Below are 16,574 nucleotides of genomic sequence, written 5' to 3'. Positions count from 1 at the left end.
TCAGCCGTCATCATTTCTGTCCTCACTTCTGATCCTGTATTTCGGCAGAGGTATAAGCCTCCTGCAATGCCTCTTGCGAGCGGAAGCGCACTCCGTCCGGCGAAGTCTGTATGCGGTCGGTTCCCTTTCCGTCTACTATTCTTCCGTTAGTGGTGTCGGCTACGGCATACTCCACGGTGCGTAGCAGGTCCCGCTGCATGTCGAGGTCGTAGACCGGTGTGAGCACCTCTATGCGGTTGAGCAGGTTGCGCGGCATCCAGTCGGCACTGCCGATATAGTATCTCGGCATTCCGCCGTTGCAGGCGATGATGATTCTGGAATGTTCTAGATAGCGGTCGATTATTCCCACCACCTTTATGTTGTCGCTCACTCCCGGTATTCCAGGCACGAGGGAGCAGTTGCCACGCAATGCGATTTCTATCTTCACTCCTGCCTGTGATGCCTGATAGAGTTTGTTCACCATATCCACCTCTGTGATATGGTTTATCTTTATCCTCAGCCAAGCCTCCTTGCCGTTCCTGGCGTTCTTTATCTCGTTGTTGATGAGCTGGAGCAGCTTTGTCTTCATGGCGTTTGGCGACACGAGCAGTTCGCGGAAGCGCGGCTGCGAGAAGGGGCGCTTGATGAAGTCGAACACCTTGTTCACCTCGCTCACGATTTCTTTTCTCGCCGTCATCATCAGATAGTCAGTATACACTTTAGCGTTGCCCTCATGGAAGTTTCCCGTTCCGATGCAGGCGATGCTGCCTTTCTTCGTTCCGATATACAGCAGTTTGGAGTGTACCTTCAGTCCCTCCACGCCGTAAATCACGTTGATGCCTTCTTCCTGCATTCTCTTGCTCCATTTGATGTTGCTCTTCTCGTCGAATCTGGCGAGCAGCTCCACCACTGCTGTCACCTTCTTGCCGTTGCGTGCGGCGCAAACGAGGGCTTTCACCACCTTTGAGTCGCTGGCGAGTCGGTATAGCGTGGTCTTTATCTCTTTCACGTCGGGATGCAGCGCAGCCTCTCTGAGGAGTCGGATATATCCGTCGAACGAATGGTATGGCACGTGGATATAGCGGTCTTTCTCCCTAATCTGTGTCATGATGCTCTCCTCTGCCACGAATTCCTTCTTCATGATGTGTTTCCACTTGGGGAACTTCAGTTCCTCATGTCCGAAGTCGGGGAATTTCATCAGGTCTTTGTGGTTCTGGTATCTGCCGCTGGCGAGTGCTGCGTCAAGATGGTCTACGTTGAGTCTTGCCATTATCTTCTTCTGCATGTCTTTCGGCATGAGATGGTCGTAGATGATTCTCACGGGTTCTCCGCGTCTGCGGCTCTTCACTCCCTTGGCAATCATCTCCAGCACACCGTAGTCGGAATCGTTTTCCATCTCCATCTCGGCGTCTTTGGTGAATTTGAACGAATATGCCTCATAGTTGCTGGGAGTGAATCCGATGAAGATGAGCGGCAGACAGAAGCGCACCACATCGTCGAGATACATGGCGTTCTGGTATCCGTCGCTCGACGGAATCACCACGAAGCGTCCGAAGTCGGCATCCGGCACCTTCACTATGGCATAGTCGGTCTTGGGTGCCTTGCCGAAGCTGCCTTCTTTCTCTGTCTTCTTCACGATGAGGTGGATTCGGTTGTCCTGCAGCTGTCCTATCTCGTCTATCTCGTCGAGCCATATAGGGTTGGTGGCTCCGTTGAGCTTGTCGTAATAAAAGTTTTTAAGATACCTCTCCTGTTCGGCATTGAGATGCTTCTCGTCGAGAAGGCGTATCTTGTGTTTCTCGAGCAGTTCAAACACGTGGTCGATGGTGTCGCTGTATTCCTGGCTGTATATGGCATTGAGCCTGTTGATGGTCTTCATCGTCTGCTTCAGGTGCTCGCGCTCTTTCTTCGCTCCCTTGTCGAGCGACTCCAGGAGTCGTGTGAGCGATGCCATACGCACACGGAAAAACTCGTCGAGGTTGTTTGAATAGATGCCGAGAAACGACAATCGTTCCAGCAACGGCAGTTCTTCTTTCTGTGCTTCCTGCAGTATCCTATGGTTGAAATACATCCAACTGATGTCTCTGTCAACGTAGGCATCCTTGAAATTCTTTTCTTTCATGGTGTCATTTCTTATATACTGGTGATTTTCTCTTTTTATCCTTGGTGTCCTTTTTCTTTTTCGATTCTGTAGCCTCGGTTGGCTGAGGGGCGTCGGCAGCCTCTGCTCCGACGGTTTCCGGTTCCGATGGTGTTTCGGCAGCTGCCATCGGCTGGCTTTCGTCCTTGCGCTCCACCACGCGGTCGTCGTAGTCTCTCACGAGTTTGCGGAACTTTCCGATGCTCTCAGCCGGAATGGATATGAGATTGATATCATCGCATCCGGCGAGCATTGTGCGTTTCATCTTCTGCGGCACTCCTGCGAACTCCACTTTGCGCAGCACGGCACAGTCGGCAAAGGCACACTCGCCGATGGTTTCTACCGACTGCGGAATGACAACGGAGCGAAGGGCGTCGCAATCGAAGAACGCCTCGTCTTCGATTCTCTTCAGCGTAGCCGGCAAGATGACACTGCACAGACGGCTCTTGCCGGAGAAGGCTTTCTCGCCGATCTCCTCCACGCCTTCCGGCACGCTAAAGGTTTCTGCATCCGAAATAAACGACACAAGACGCTTGCCGCCATCAGCATACACTGCCTTGCCGTCGGTGGTGACAAAGGGGGATTTACTTTCCACTGCCAGATGATCGAGCCCCAGGAATGGGTTGGTACCGATTTCGCCTACGGTGTTTGGAATAACTATGCTGCGCAGGGAGATGCATCTGCCGAAGGCTTCATGGCCTATCGACTCCAGTCCTTCGGGCAACACGAGACTTTCAAGATAGGCGCAGCCCCAGAAGGCATCAGAATCAATCTTTCTGACTCCCTCACAAACGGTATACGAACCACTTATGCTCTTGGATGCCATAAGCACGCGTCTGCCGTTCTTGGAATAGAACACCCCGTCGAGGTCTTCCCTGCTGCCGATGGTCTTTCTCACCGCCACATCCAATACCAACTTTTCGAGTTTGTCGTCTGACTTCAACACTTTCCTGAATCCTGCCAACTTTGATTTCTTTAAGTCTTTCATAACCTGTCATTAATATGTTTGCAAAAGTAGTCCAAATCCATCGTACCATCCATAAAATGGTTCTTCCGTTAAATGCATAGATAGAAAAAAAAATTTTATATTATGATAAAAATAAAGCTGGCATCATCTATCTTTGTAGTGACCAAACTCAATGATAAATGAATGCCAGCATAATGCATAAAGCTTTTGGCATATCCTTGCAAGAATGTTTGGATATGCGTTGCGAAAGTAATAAAATAGTTTTGAATATCCAAACTCCATCAGACAAACTTTGCTGTCCGGAGTGTGGAAGCCATAATGTAGTCCGTAATGGTTTCACGGCCAGACGCTTTGTGAGCGTGCCGATAGGTTGTTCAAAGACTTTCGTCGAGATGAAGATCCAACGTGTCAAATGTTCTGATTGTGGCTGCATAAAGAACGAGGATGTCGATTTCGCAAAAGGCAAGCGCAGGCATACGACCGCTTTCGCCAATATGGTTATAGACTTGTCGCGCTTTGCAACTATACAGGACATTGCATGGTTCCTGGATGTATCTTGGGACATGGTGCGGAACATACAGATGGAGTTCCTGCAAAAGGAGTATGGCAGCCCTGACCTTTCAAACCTCAGATACATATCCATAGACGAGTTCGCTACCCACAAGGGACAAGTTTACAAGACGATAGTCGTAGACTTGGAAACCGGGCGGATTGTCTTTGTAGGTGACGGTAACGGCAAGGCTTCGCTTGAGGAATTCTGGAACAAGCTCGGAGACAGAAAGAATGACATAAAAGCCGTATGCACAGACTTGTCGTCTGCTTATACGGGGGCGGTAACGGCAAATCTCCCCAATGCCTCTCTTGTCGTGGATCATTTTCATGTGGTAAAGCTCATGAATGAAAGGATAGACCAGTTGCGCCGCCAGTTGTGGCATGCTGAGAAAGACGTTAACAAGCGTAAGGTAATCAAGGGCACGCGCTGGATATTGCTGAGAAACGGCAACGACATCTTTGACGCAAAATACAAGACAAGACTTGACAATGTGCTGAACTTGAATGAACCGTTGATGATTGCATATTACCTGAAAGAAGACTTGAGGGAAATATGGAACCAAACCAACAAGGATGATGCAGAATTGGTGCTAAACGAATGGGTGCGGCAGGCCATGGATTCAAAAATACAGCCATTGGTCAAAATGGCTGCTACCTTGCGGGCCTACAAGCCATATATACTTGCATGGTATGACTACCCGATATCAAATGGCCCTACTGAAGGTATAAACAACAAGATTAAAGTGCTGAAAAGACAAATGTATGGATTCAGAAATGATGAATTCTTCACGTTAAAGCTATACGCTCTACACGACAAGCGTCTACGCATTTAACGGAAGAACCCATAAAATGGTATTAAAATACCGTTAAGCATGTGTTACAGCTTTGTAACATCGGTGACAAATGCCTGTTATTCAGATATTATTTGTACCTTTGCATCGCAGCCGGATGATGCAGGAACATCGCCACGAAGCTATATATACTTATATAATGAAACCATATATATAATTTATAATAAGGTGTGGCATCCAACCCAGACTGCAACGAAACGATACGACTTATAACAGCGCATATATATGACAACAAGAAAAACAATAATGCTTGCCGCTGCTGCATTGGCTCTGTCGGCATGTCAGGAGAGTCTGGAAGACCGTGCGGCAAGGGAGGCGAAGGAATACACGGAGAAGAACTGCCCCGTGCAGATCAACGAGGCTATAGTGACCGACAGCATGACGTTTGACAAACAGACGCTCACGCTACACTACTATCTCTCGGTGAAGGGACCTGCCGACACCACGGCAATAGCAAACTCTGAAATCAAGGAGGATATGATTAAGGCACTGCGTGGCACCACTTCGGTGAGGCCATACAAAGAGGCGGGCTACAACTTCATGTATACATTCCACTCAACAAAGCATCCGGGAAAGAAACTCTTCGAGACAAACATCACGAAAAACGACTACAAACAATAGGAATGCGGAGACAGCATCCGTAAGGAAATAACACACATATAAACAATAAATACATCAAGAAAATGGCAAAACTGATCATCAACAACTACGACGAGTTCGCTGCCTATCTGGGCAAGAACCTCGGAACTTCTGACTATGTGGAGCTCTCTCAGGAGCGCATCAACATGTTTGCCGACGCTACGCTCGACCATCAGTGGATTCATGTGGACACGGCGAAGGCCAAGGAGGAGAGTCCATACAAGACTACCATCGCCCACGGCTATCTCACTCTATCCATGCTTCCATATCTCTGGAACCAGATCATCGAGGTGAACAACCTGAAGATGATGGTGAACTACGGTATGGACAAGATGAAATTCGGACAGGCAGTGAAGTCTGGCGAGAGCATCCGCCTCGTAACCGACCTGCAGTCTATCGCCAACCTGCGCGGTGTGACAAAGGCTGAAATCAAATTCCGCATCGAAATCAAGGAGACTGGCAAGAAGGCTCTCGAAGGCGTTGCCACATTCTTGTATTACTTTGAGTAATACGAAAGAGAAACAGAACAACACAGAACAAGCCCTGACTACCGGGATGATTGAGAAAGTGTCTCAATATGCGGTGGTCAGGGCTTGGTGTTTAACCCAAATCGGTCATTAGGGCTTGCATGGATTTTGTTTTTTAGAAGAGTGGATTTTGTTTGGCTTTTAATGAGTAATAGCGGGCTATTGCGAATTAAAAACGAGCAAAAGACGCCTTATAAAAAGCAAAAGACTGCAAGCAGTTATTAAAATTATACATTAAACGGCCTAATGACCGATTTGGGTTTAATACCCAATCAGTCATCGGGGCTTGTCTGAAAATAAATTTGACGATCTGATATTTTGGGGTTAATACCACTCCACAGCGTTGCTGTAACCGCTGCGCTTGTCATATTTCAGAGCGTCGGTCAGCGTTGCGGCGTTGCAACGGAAGGAGAAGTTGTATGACGTGTATGGCGCCAGCACCACGGAGCAGCTCATGCTGAAGCAGTGGAGGTCGCGCTGCAGCGAAGCTGTGGTCATTGACATGTCGTGCTCCTCGAAGTCGTAGCCGGAAGAGAAGCTGATGTTCCATCCGTCGCTGATGCGTATGTTTCCGCTGAAGTTCAGGTTCTGGGTGAACTTGTACGGATAGCGCATCGTCTTGGTGTTGAACTTGCCGGCGGTGTTCTCCCTCATCGTGATGCCATAGCCGAAGGTTATCGACCACGGCATGGAGAACTTCATATATCCGTTCTCGTCGGTCTCGGCTCGGCTGGTCTGCTTCTTGGCACCGTTCTGCGCCTTCATCATGTCGTCGTCCACGTTGGTCTCCACTCCCGTGTCGTCGTCATCGTCGTCCGTTTTCTTCTTGTTTTTGTCCTCATCCTTGCCTCCGCCGAAGAGTTTCCTTATCTTTTCGGGATTCAGGGTATATGAGATGTTCTGCGACATTCCCTGGAAGCGTCCGAAGCGTCCCTTGCCCCACTCCGTGTGGTTGCCCACGTACGGCCGGCCGTTGGCATCAAGCTCATAGGCATAGGTGGCAAACACGGCGGTCATGTTGAACGTATAGTTCTTCCACCACTTCAGTCGGATGTTCATCGTCAGATCGCTCCACTTCTTCTCTTTCGCCGCCATATTATACGACATGTTGGCTCCCAGCTCGTCTATGATGCTCAGTTTCTTGAATCCCGTGGAGTCTTTGTCTGACTTCACCTTCATCTCGATATTGTTTGAGAGCGACATGGCGATGCTTCCCGTCCTGCCCTTTCCCGGCACTCCGAAGAGCGAACCTGAGAATGGCGAATACTGTTCGAGCGTCACGTTGCCCTGAGCGTCGGTCTTCTGATAGGTTTCGTAATATCCGTATCGGCTTGAACTGAAGTCTGGAGCGTAGTTGTATGACACCTGTGGCGTGATGACGTGGCGTATGGCCTGTATCTTGTCGCCGAAGATTTTCTTGTTCGGCACCCAGAATCCATAGAGCTTCGTTGATGCGCTCACGCTCATCGACCAGTTGTATACGTTGTAGAATCCGTAGGTGGTATCCCTCACGGCGGTCTGGCTCTGCTCGTCCCAGCTCTGCATCACCTTGTTGGTATACATGCGGTCGGTGAAGTTTATCGACGGGTTGATGTTGATATAGTTGAAGAGCGTGAAGTTGGCATTGATTGGAATGCTGTGCTGCATGCCGTTGCGCCAGTCTTTCACGAGATTCGACTTCATTATCATGTCCTCCTTCGTGTCGATGGAGTTTCTGAGACTACCGGTATAGCTCATCGAGATCTTCTCATACCAGCGCTCCTTGCCCACCATGCGCTTGCGCTTGAACGGATAGAAGCGGCTCACCGAGATGTTGAGGTCTGGCAGCGTGATTGCCACGGTGGAGTCTCTCATGTTCTGGCTGAGGTTAGTGGTTCCGCTTATCGTCATGCCCAGACTTGAGAATGTGGTGCTCCAGCTCACGGATGATGTTCTCGTGCTCTGGGTCATCGACTGCGGGTTATACATGCTGTTCAGGTTGTTGCGCTCATAGCTCGACGTGGCGAAGTTGACACTCGCCGAGAGTGTGCTGAAGGGGTTTGCCTTGGGGTCCTGACGGTGGTTCCACTGTATCTTGAAACTCTCCTGCTCTGTGAAGTCGGGCATGCCCTTGTCACCGTTCTTGGTGTCCTGATAGCTGAAGTAGAAGCTGCCGCTGTATTTGTATCTCTTGCGGTAGTTGCTTGCCGCCGACACTCCCCATGAGCCCTTGGTATATATCTCGCCGAGGAGCTTCAGATCCCATTTGTCGCTCATGGCGAAATAGTATCCTCCGTCTTTCAGATAGAATCCGCGGGCGCTCTCATCACCATACGACGGCATTATGAATCCGCTGGAATAGCTCTTGGTGAAGGGAAAGAAACCATAGGGGATGGCAAGAGGCAGCGGCACATCTGCCACCACGAGGTATGCCGGACCGAACACCACGTCCTTGCCGGGGCGCACCTTGGCTCTCGACAGGGCGATATAGAAGTCGGGATGCTCGGCGTCGCAGGTGGTATAGCGGCCGTGCTCCAGAAAGAGCTCGCCTTTCTCGTTGCGCTTGGAGCGCTGACTGGTGAGGAATCCGTCTTCCTGGGCGGTGTATACATTATTGATGAAGCCTTTCTTCGTCTTGAAGTTGAAGGCTATAGTGTCGCTGTCATACTGTGTGTCGCCCATCTTGAACACTGGTCGTCCCTGCAGATCTCCGATAGTGTCTTTCACTCCTGTGGCTCGCACGAGACTGCTGTCCATGTTCATCGTGATGTCGGCACTCGAGAGGTCCATGTTCTGATACACCACGTTGGAGCTGCCATAGAGGAAGGCGAGTTTGTCGGATGCTCTGTAGACCATGGAGTCTTGGGCAGAGAATTTCACTGGCGCATCGACGCCTGTAGACTTTGCCCTGTTCATGCTGTCGAGACGGATGGAGTCGTCCACCATCTTGTTGTGTTTGTAGATTGCGAGCTGCATGGAGTCCATGAGCGTAGTGTCCGGCTCGCCGGATGCGGAGTCAGACAATAGTGTGTCGGGTCCCAGCGTGTCGGCAAGGACTGTAGAGTCTTTTGTTTCAGCATGCTTTTTGTCTTTTCTCATCAGTGGCGTCTCGGCGCCTGCCAATATAAAGAGAAAGGCGAAAAGCAATAAGAATATAGTGGATTTCTTTCTCACCTTATCGTATTATGCGATGTCGTCTTAGTTAATAAACCGGTTGTCGTAATTCCCACAGGAATGAATACAGAATGCAAAATTACTCTTTTTACGCATAATATCGCTTATCCGCCTGACCTTTTATGCTTTATTTAACGTTTGGTGACGGTAAAATAATAACTTGGACGATTTTTTTGAGCCGTATACACAAAGAATTGCGGATGCGCCTACATAGTATCATTATCCGCCGCCGCCAAGCTCCTAAAATGCTATAGACTAAAGACTTAACCCGATGATACTTTTCTGGATATTTTACAGAAAAGTATCATAAAAGTATCATAGAAGTATCATGCCTTCCGGCATCCCATATTTCCCCCCACGCCAGGGGGAAGACATCCCCACATTAGGGGGTTCCGTTCCCCACGGCGTGGGGGAAATCTGAGGTCATTATTTCATCCATCACAAGTCTATGTTTTATCCATTACAAGTCTATGCTTCATCCATTGCAAGTCTATGTTTCATCCATGATTACTGCGTTGCATATATAAGACAAACTAAATCCACATTCTGTTGTAAAAGCAAATCCAAGCAAGCCTACAGACCGATTTAGGTTAAACTGAAATATGGTTATTGCGACATGCACTTATTTGGGCAGCCGCCTGGCATCAATTCTGCCCATCAGGGGCAAGCAGCTTACTCACCAAGGGCAAGCACCTTGCCCATGTTGGGCACGCTGCTTGCCCAAAACAATTGAATTTACTTCCACACGCTTCCATTTGTATACTTGTCAGCAATACCAACAAGGCAATTGGCATAAGCAAAAGGTTACATAACCGAAGTTTCTTTATCTTTTCCATTTTACCACAATGCAATCTTTCCTGCAACACCCAAATCAAGGGTTGCCGTTGCGATACCCAAAGCTTGGAATACACGACTCATGGTTGGCAATGTGATAACACTTGTACCTTTCTCCAACTTTGAAATTTGAGCACGCTGCACACCGATACGTTCACCAAGCTGTTCTTGCGTGAGGTTTTGTGCCAATCGAGCCTTGCGTATGGCTTCGCCAACAATATAGGCGTTTACATCCTCTTTGAGCTTGGCTTCCATGGCTTCGCGCTCTGGTGTACCTCTTTTACCCCAAAGTTTATCTTTCATATTGTCTGCTGGTATCAATTTCATCTGTGCCATAATGCTATTTCTTTTTATTATTAAAGTACTCTTTTCTTATCTCTTCTGCTTTGGCAATTTTCTTTAGTGGTGTCTTCTGAGTTTTCTTGACTATGCCATGTGTGGCAATAACCAAAGTCTCTTCCTCAGTATCCCAAAAGGAGAAAAGCCTGTAGCAGATACCATTGTAGAGAGTGCGAAACTCCCATATCTCGGTATTCTCCAGTTTCTTGAAGATGTCAACTTTCATCACTCCTTCCTCAACCTTGAAGATGTTGTAGTATATCTTCTGCTGAGCTTTGAATGGTTGCGCATCCAAAAAGGCTTGTGCTTCTTCTGTCAACACCACTTTTAGCTTGTTGATGCCCATTTTGTTTTGAATTATAGTACAAAGATAACGCTTTGTTTCCAAACTACGATACAGAAATTCGGTTTTTCATCAAATCAGACCTCATCTTTAACACTCTCACGATTTGATAGTATCAGAAACGCAACTTATTCACTCTTTTATTTCCCTAAATTTGGAAATTCAAAAATAGGGGAGAAAATATGGATGTGAAAATTTCTCCTTACGTGCTTCCACTCGTCTCCATACGTCTGTCATTTCTGGCTCCTGCAAAATGGCATTCCAACGAACCTTCTCTTTTCATCAGCAAACCATCCAGACAATAGGCTGACAATTGCCTGGCAGGCAACTATCTGATTGACAGAATATTACGACAAAAAAAACAGACAATCTGACAGTTTTTCAGAAATTCTCGTTTTTACTAAGAATCAGCGATATGGGCAACTTTTGCTCATATCGACCAACTTAAATTAATTCCGCCAACGGGTAAGACAAACTAAATCCACTCTTCTAAAATACCAAAATCCAAGCAAGCCCTAATGGCCGATTTAGGTTAAAACTGAAATATGGTTATTGTGACATGAACTTATTAAGCAGCCGTCTGGCATCAATTCTGCCCTTAATGCCGACAGGGATAATGCCACTACTTCCAAGTCAGAGAACATTAGTGTCCAATTTTTATTGGACACTAATGCCTTGTTTCCTATTTTAAAGTCTTTAATTTGGGCTTTTATCATCAAAACCTGTCGTAATCTCAATGAAAAAAGTGAGATTACGACAGATTTCTTGCTTAAAAGTTGTCGTAATCTCGTGTTTTCTGTAACTTTGCGACATGTTCCATTAATATGAAATAGATATGAAGGAGAATATTATAGGCAGAGAACTTGAGATAGAAAAGCTTGAAAACTATATTTCAAGTCGTAAATCTGAATTTATTGCTATCTATGGTAGACGACGTGTAGGCAAGACTTTTCTTGTGAAAGAACTGTTTGAAAATCAGTTTGCATTCCGTGTAACTGGCAAAGACAATGTAACTACCAAGGAACAGCTTGCAAGTTTCAGCTTCGCACTTAACGACCAGTTAGGCATAGATACAGATGCTACCAATTGGTCGGAAGCCTTTCGACTTCTTCAGAAAGCATTGGAAAAGATGCCTAACGGAACTAAAATCATCTTCTTCGATGAACTCCCTTGGTTCGACACTTATGCATCCAACTTTATCAGCGCCTTAGAACATTTTTGGAACGATTGGGCTTCCTACCGTAGCGATATCAAACTGATAGCTTGCGGAAGTGCTACCACCTGGATGCTTAATCATGTTATCAATTCACGAGGAGGACTACACAATCGCATTACTCACAATATTCTGCTCTCGCCATTCAAACTGCATGAGGTTGAAGAGTATTTTAAATCGCAAGGTTTCTATTATGAGCGACCTGAAATCATAGAGTGTTATATGGCGATGGGCGGTGTGGCTTATTACCTGTCTCTTTTCGAGAACAACAAAAGCGTAGCGCAAAATATTCAGCAACTTTGTTTCACACGTGGCGGAGAACTCTCCGAAGAGTTTGACCGTCTGTTCAATTCGCTTTTTAAGAAAGCCGACAATCATCTTGCCATAGTTACTGCCCTAAAGAATAAGGGAAAGGGTATGACTCGACTTGACTTGTTAGATGCTACAGGATTGGCTAACAATGGAAGGTTTAGTCTGATACTTAAGGAGTTAGAGCAATGTGATTTCATCCGAAGCTACACCCCATTCGGCAAGTCGAAGAAAGATATGATGTATCAGCTGACAGACCCATTCTGCCTGTTTTATTTCAAATTCATGCACAACAAGGGTTCATTCCTCGATAACTATTGGGTCAAGATGCAGACCACTGCTGAGTATGAGTCATGGTGTGGTCATGCCTTTGAAATCGTATGTCTTCACCACATCAACGAAATAGTCAAGGCTTTGGGCATAGACGGTAGCATCAACACTCCTTGTTCATGGTCTTATCGTCCTACTGCAAAAGTCATGGCAGATGAGGAGACTGACGAAGATTTGAAACATGGAACGCAAATAGACTTACTGATAGACCGTTCTGATAGATCGATTTCTGTCTGCGAAATGAAGTATTGTAATGGGGAATATGAAATCAGCAAGGCATACGATACCCACCTGGCACACCGTTTAAATGTGTTTAAGAAGGTGACGAAGACAACAAAAACTCTCATTCCAACCTTCATTACGCCATATGGGCTATATAATAATATGTATGCAAGAAAGATAAATAGGCAAGTAATAGGAAACGACTTATTCTTAGTGTCCCATTCTTGAGGTTTCTACCTCTTTTACTTCCTTTTTCTTTGTAGCCACCAAACTTATAGATGATGGCGAAAGTTACAATACTCTTCTGCAATATTTGTAATAAGAGAACTAATACGTAAACTTCATTAACGATAAGCCCATTGGCAGAATTAAGTATGCACTAAATTAATTCCGCCAACAGGTAAAATATACATACCAGATGCGGTTATTTCAGATAAAAGTCCTATATTTGCCATCGAAAGATGGGATTTTACTCAGTCCGTTGAGTAAAATTACTCAGTCGACTGAGTAAAATTATTCATTATGCTGAGTAAAACAACTTGAAAGCCCCCATTAAATATAGCAAGACTATACATATCACATCATCATCTATAAACAACAGACCATGTACAAAAGAAAGATATATGATACCATCATCAAGAGATTAGGTGAACAAAGAATGTTCATCCAAGTAATCATGGGACCACGACAGATTGGAAAATCTACCGTTATCAAGCAAGTATTGGATGATTTAAGTAAACCGTTTCTTTTCTATTCTGCCGACACCATTCCTTCAACATCTTCCACTTGGATTAGCGATTGCTGGAATAATGCGCGTCTTCAAATGCGCACACAAGGACTTGAAGAAATGATCTTGGTTATTGACGAGATACAAAAACTTAAAAACTGGAGTGAATATGTAAAGAAAGAATGGGACGCTGATAGTATAAATCACATCAACATCAAAGTGGCATTATTAGGCTCGTCAAGGGTGTTATTAGAAAAAGGATTGGCAGAATCTCTCATGGGACGATATGAGGAAATCAGAATGAGCCATTGGAGCTATCCAGAAATGAAAGAAGCCTTTGGAATGACTATTGAACAATACATCTATTTTGGAGGCTACCCGGGAGCTGCCATGCTTATTGGTGACGAAGAACGTTGGAAGAACTATGTTAGCGGAGCCATCATTGATGCTACTATAAACAAGGACATCTTGATGGATTCTCCAATAGGGAAGCCTGCTCTGCTTCGTCAAACTTTCGAATTGAGCGTAGCTTATTCGGGTAAGATACTTTCTCTAACAAAAATGCTGGGAATATTGCAAGATGCTGGCAACACAGTTACATTGGCAGGCTATCTAAATCTTTTGAGCGATAGCGGACTTGTCACGGGACTACAGAAATTCTCTATAGATGTAGCCCGCAAACGTGCCAGCATTCCTAAATACCAAGTGTACAACAATGCCTTATTGAGTTCTCAATTAGGTTTAACATTTCAAGAAGCCGTTTCTGATAGTAAGCAATGGGGACAATTCTTTGAATCAGCCATAGGAGCCTACATATTAAGCGAAGCTTTTATCCATCGTTTTGAAGTGTTCTACTGGCGAGAAGGCAACGACGAGGTTGACTTCATCCTCAAGAAGAATCGGAAGATTATTGCTATAGAAGTAAAAAGTAATGGAGAGGCTTATACCAAGGGCTTAGAGCGTTTCCGCAATCTATTCCATCCGTCGGCAACATTTATCGTAGGCGAGAAAGGTATCTTACCAGAAGTTTTCTTGAACATGGATCTAAGAAAACTATTCGAATAACTTAATGACAAATAATTATGGCAACAAATAAAATACGTGAAGAGGAAGTAAAGAATAAAATTCGCCAAGAATTCTTTCAAGACTATGATGCGACACCTATCTTGGGCGACATAGACTTTGCTGTAACAACAAAAAATCCCATTAAGTGCTATCACAATAATATACACTTAATGGAATCTGAAAAATATAACAAAGTTTGTTTAGCCATCAATTTCACCACTCGATGGAATTGTGCCACCACTAGTAGAACCTCCTGTCGTACCTCCGGTTGAGCCTCCTGTAGAACCCCCATTTGTTATTCCGCCGTATTATGGACTATGGATTTGACATATTGTCTGATGTTTTGGTCATTATAATGACATAATTAGACTAAAATTTCAGTTTTTACGAAACCGATAACAAATAATGTCTTTATTCTTATTGATTTTTAGTAACTTTGCTGCGCATTCGCAATCAAAGCGTTTGCAAACATAATTGTGAAGTCTTGAAATATGATAATCTTTGGATTTAAATATTCAACGGGGTTGTTGGAGACCCTTATGCTGAGGGATTATTCCACTCGGTAAGTACCTTAAATAGTTATATGAAAGACTATTTCAATTGGATAGGATGTAAATCATCTATAAAAGAAAGGTACATTCAACTGGAGGAAACCTCAAGAAGTGTTGTTATCAGATGTAAATCATCTATAAAAGAAAGGTACATTCAACGAGAGCAGATAGATGATGTTGGGCAGTCGGGATGTAAATCATCTATAAAAGAAAGGTACATTCAACTGTGGAATTATAAAAGAAGTCAAGTTGCCGGATGTAAATCATCTATAAAAGAAAGGTACATTCAACTGTTGTTGTGTTGTTGTTATCATGTTTTTTTGATGTAAATCATCTAAAAACAAAAGCTACATTCAACTATAGTTGTTAAAATGGAAAGGACTTTTTGGCTATAAAGCAGAACTTTATCATTCGTCAATTGATTCTAAATAAACATGTCTAAAATTACAAGAAAAATAGAGATTATTCCTGATATAGAAGGATTAACTCATGACGAGTCAAATAAAAAATGCTATGGTGCATTTTATAGCTTTGACAAGAATTTATACAAGGTGGCAAATCTCCTTGTAAGCCAATTGTATGGATTAGACAATCTGTTATCATTGATGAGACTACAGAATGATGAATACGTTAAATGTCAATCCAAGTTGTCCCTTAAATCTACAACAGATGCAGAGAAGGAAAACTTAAAGAAGCGCATGGAAAATATAGATGCAGAACTTGTATCTATCAAGAATGGAATGGCTCCAAAGCATCCACAGACATTCGCCTACCGTGCTGTGACGAATTGCGTCTATGCTAAAAATATACCATCAGACATTTTAAATACTCTTAAACAAGATGTCTATAAACACTTTAACGATACAAAGAAAGAGCAATTTCGGGGAGAAAGGAGTTTGACAACATACAAAAGGGGAATGCCAGTTCCTTTTAGTATCGAAAAGAAACATGCTATTGTTTGTGATGGTGATAATTATTATCTACCATGGTTTGAAGATACACGTTTTAGACTCAACTTTGGCCGTGACAAAAGTAACAATCGTGCCATTATAGACAATTGCATCAAGACAAAGAGATACAAATTATGTGTTGCTGCAAAGATGCAGCTTAAGGATAAAAAACTTTTTCTACTTGTCACAGTTGATATTCCTGCAACAGAGACAACCCCTGTCAAAGGAAAAGTTATGGGCGTAGACCTCGGTGTTGTAAATCCTGCTTACGTAGCTGTGAATGATGGACCTGAAAGAAGTCGTATTGGCAATGGTGAAGCCTTTCAGAAGCAACGTGATGTCTTTCGTAGAAGATTTCGTGAATTACAACGTTCACAACTTACACAAGGTGGTCATGGAAGAAAGCACAAGACAAAAGCAACCGAAACACTTAGAGGCAAAGAAAGAAATTGGGTGCAGACTGAAAATCATCGTATAAGCAGGGAAATTGTAAATTTGGCATCTCGGTGGAAAGTTGAGTGCATACAAATGGAAAGCCTAAAAGGATTTGGAAAAGATCAAGAAGGAGAAGTTGAGGACAATCACAAACGCCTTCTTGGGCGATGGTCTTATTTCGAGCTACAAAAAGATATAGAATATAAGGCTGCAATGGTTGGTATTCAAGTGAAATACATAAATCCTGCATATACCAGCCAGACTTGTCATGTCTGTGGACAACGTGGAAATAGAATAGAACGTGACACTTTTATTTGTACCAACCCTGAATGTACTTGTTATAATCAAGCACAGGATGCAGATATGAATGCAGCTATAAATATTGCAAAGTCTAAAGATGTAGTAAAATAATCCTATACGATAAATAATTTGTCAAACTATAAGAAAA

Annotated in this window: 12 protein-coding genes; 7 read left to right on the top strand and 5 right to left on the bottom strand. The window is 44.4% G+C overall.

Features of this window, described 5'->3' with window-relative positions; all coding sequences use genetic code 11:
- Positions 1 to 22: 22 nt before the first annotated feature.
- Positions 23 to 2,101, bottom strand: coding sequence for an RNA degradosome polyphosphate kinase (locus tag ACDC99_RS01595; protein ID WP_370755538.1), 2,079 nt, complete (start codon positions 2,099 to 2,101; stop codon positions 23 to 25).
- Positions 2,102 to 2,105: 4 nt separating this feature from the next.
- Positions 2,106 to 3,107 (bottom strand): leucine-rich repeat domain-containing protein, encoded by a 1,002-nt coding sequence (locus ACDC99_RS01590; protein WP_370755536.1) that lies wholly within the window; start codon positions 3,105 to 3,107, stop codon positions 2,106 to 2,108.
- A 158-nt stretch (positions 3,108 to 3,265) separates the two neighbouring features.
- On the opposite strand from ACDC99_RS01590, the gene ACDC99_RS01585 reads away from it, so the two are divergent.
- The 3 genes from ACDC99_RS01585 (at position 3,266) to ACDC99_RS01575 (ending at position 5,637) form a co-directional block, all read left to right on the top strand.
- Positions 3,266 to 4,471, top strand: coding sequence for an ISL3 family transposase (locus ACDC99_RS01585; protein WP_042517111.1), 1,206 nt, complete (start codon positions 3,266 to 3,268; stop codon positions 4,469 to 4,471).
- A gap of 243 nt (positions 4,472 to 4,714) precedes the next feature.
- Positions 4,715 to 5,110: a hypothetical protein gene (locus tag ACDC99_RS01580; RefSeq protein WP_288177221.1), complete on the top strand. Its 396-nt coding sequence runs from the start codon at positions 4,715 to 4,717 to the stop codon at positions 5,108 to 5,110.
- Positions 5,111 to 5,172: 62 nt separating this feature from the next.
- A complete protein-coding gene (locus tag ACDC99_RS01575; RefSeq protein WP_022317584.1) occupies positions 5,173 to 5,637 on the top strand; it encodes a MaoC family dehydratase in 465 nt (154 codons plus the stop codon).
- Between the two features lie 342 nt (positions 5,638 to 5,979).
- Here ACDC99_RS01575 and ACDC99_RS01570 read toward each other — a convergent pair whose 3' ends face one another.
- The 3 genes from ACDC99_RS01570 to ACDC99_RS01560 form a co-directional block, all read right to left on the bottom strand.
- Positions 5,980 to 8,733 (bottom strand): putative LPS assembly protein LptD, encoded by a 2,754-nt coding sequence (locus tag ACDC99_RS01570; protein ID WP_370755533.1) that lies wholly within the window; start codon positions 8,731 to 8,733, stop codon positions 5,980 to 5,982.
- A gap of 912 nt (positions 8,734 to 9,645) precedes the next feature.
- Positions 9,646 to 9,978 (bottom strand): helix-turn-helix domain-containing protein, encoded by a 333-nt coding sequence (locus ACDC99_RS01565; protein WP_042519342.1) that lies wholly within the window; start codon positions 9,976 to 9,978, stop codon positions 9,646 to 9,648.
- A 4-nt stretch (positions 9,979 to 9,982) separates the two neighbouring features.
- Positions 9,983 to 10,327 (bottom strand): type II toxin-antitoxin system RelE/ParE family toxin, encoded by a 345-nt coding sequence (locus ACDC99_RS01560; RefSeq protein WP_287624530.1) that lies wholly within the window; start codon positions 10,325 to 10,327, stop codon positions 9,983 to 9,985.
- A gap of 832 nt (positions 10,328 to 11,159) precedes the next feature.
- Here ACDC99_RS01560 and ACDC99_RS01555 point away from each other — a divergent pair.
- The 4 genes from ACDC99_RS01555 (at position 11,160) to ACDC99_RS01540 (ending at position 16,537) form a co-directional block, all read left to right on the top strand.
- Positions 11,160 to 12,626 carry an AAA family ATPase gene (locus tag ACDC99_RS01555; protein WP_044079407.1) on the top strand — a complete coding sequence of 489 codons (1,467 nt, stop codon included), beginning with the start codon at positions 11,160 to 11,162 and terminating at the stop codon, positions 12,624 to 12,626.
- 376 nt (positions 12,627 to 13,002) lie between these two features.
- Positions 13,003 to 14,190: an ATP-binding protein gene (locus tag ACDC99_RS01550; RefSeq protein ID WP_370755530.1), complete on the top strand. Its 1,188-nt coding sequence runs from the start codon at positions 13,003 to 13,005 to the stop codon at positions 14,188 to 14,190.
- A gap of 17 nt (positions 14,191 to 14,207) precedes the next feature.
- Positions 14,208 to 14,462: a hypothetical protein gene (locus ACDC99_RS01545; RefSeq protein ID WP_370755528.1), complete on the top strand. Its 255-nt coding sequence runs from the start codon at positions 14,208 to 14,210 to the stop codon at positions 14,460 to 14,462.
- A 713-nt stretch (positions 14,463 to 15,175) separates the two neighbouring features.
- The gene (locus ACDC99_RS01540) at positions 15,176 to 16,537 is read left to right on the top strand and encodes an RNA-guided endonuclease TnpB family protein (RefSeq protein WP_370755526.1); all 1,362 of its coding nucleotides are present in this window, start codon (positions 15,176 to 15,178) and stop codon (positions 16,535 to 16,537) included.
- Positions 16,538 to 16,574 lie beyond the last annotated feature (37 nt).

Source organism: Prevotella pectinovora, assembly GCF_041323955.1.
GTDB lineage: Bacteria > Bacteroidota > Bacteroidia > Bacteroidales > Bacteroidaceae > Prevotella > Prevotella pectinovora.
Note: the sequence above shows the minus strand (reverse complement) of the source record. Positions and strands in the feature narration are given on the sequence as shown.

Bases quoted from the DNA above. Each gene is read 5' to 3' on its own strand.
- ACDC99_RS01595 (WP_370755538.1), bottom strand. From the start codon at position 2,101: ATGAAAGAAAAGAATTTCAAGGATGCCTACGTTGACAGAGACATCAGT.
- ACDC99_RS01565 (WP_042519342.1), bottom strand. From the start codon at position 9,978: ATGGCACAGATGAAATTGATACCAGCAGACAATATGAAAGATAAACTT.
- ACDC99_RS01560 (WP_287624530.1), bottom strand. From the start codon at position 10,327: ATGGGCATCAACAAGCTAAAAGTGGTGTTGACAGAAGAAGCACAAGCC.
- ACDC99_RS01540 (WP_370755526.1), top strand. From the start codon at position 15,176: ATGTCTAAAATTACAAGAAAAATAGAGATTATTCCTGATATAGAAGGA.
- ACDC99_RS01590 (WP_370755536.1), bottom strand. From the start codon at position 3,107: ATGAAAGACTTAAAGAAATCAAAGTTGGCAGGATTCAGGAAAGTGTTG.
- ACDC99_RS01575 (WP_022317584.1), top strand. From the start codon at position 5,173: ATGGCAAAACTGATCATCAACAACTACGACGAGTTCGCTGCCTATCTG.
- ACDC99_RS01550 (WP_370755530.1), top strand. From the start codon at position 13,003: ATGTACAAAAGAAAGATATATGATACCATCATCAAGAGATTAGGTGAA.
- ACDC99_RS01545 (WP_370755528.1), top strand. From the start codon at position 14,208: ATGGCAACAAATAAAATACGTGAAGAGGAAGTAAAGAATAAAATTCGC.
- ACDC99_RS01570 (WP_370755533.1), bottom strand. From the start codon at position 8,733: ATGAGAAAAGACAAAAAGCATGCTGAAACAAAAGACTCTACAGTCCTT.
- ACDC99_RS01585 (WP_042517111.1), top strand. From the start codon at position 3,266: ATGAATGCCAGCATAATGCATAAAGCTTTTGGCATATCCTTGCAAGAA.
- ACDC99_RS01555 (WP_044079407.1), top strand. From the start codon at position 11,160: ATGAAGGAGAATATTATAGGCAGAGAACTTGAGATAGAAAAGCTTGAA.
- ACDC99_RS01580 (WP_288177221.1), top strand. From the start codon at position 4,715: ATGACAACAAGAAAAACAATAATGCTTGCCGCTGCTGCATTGGCTCTG.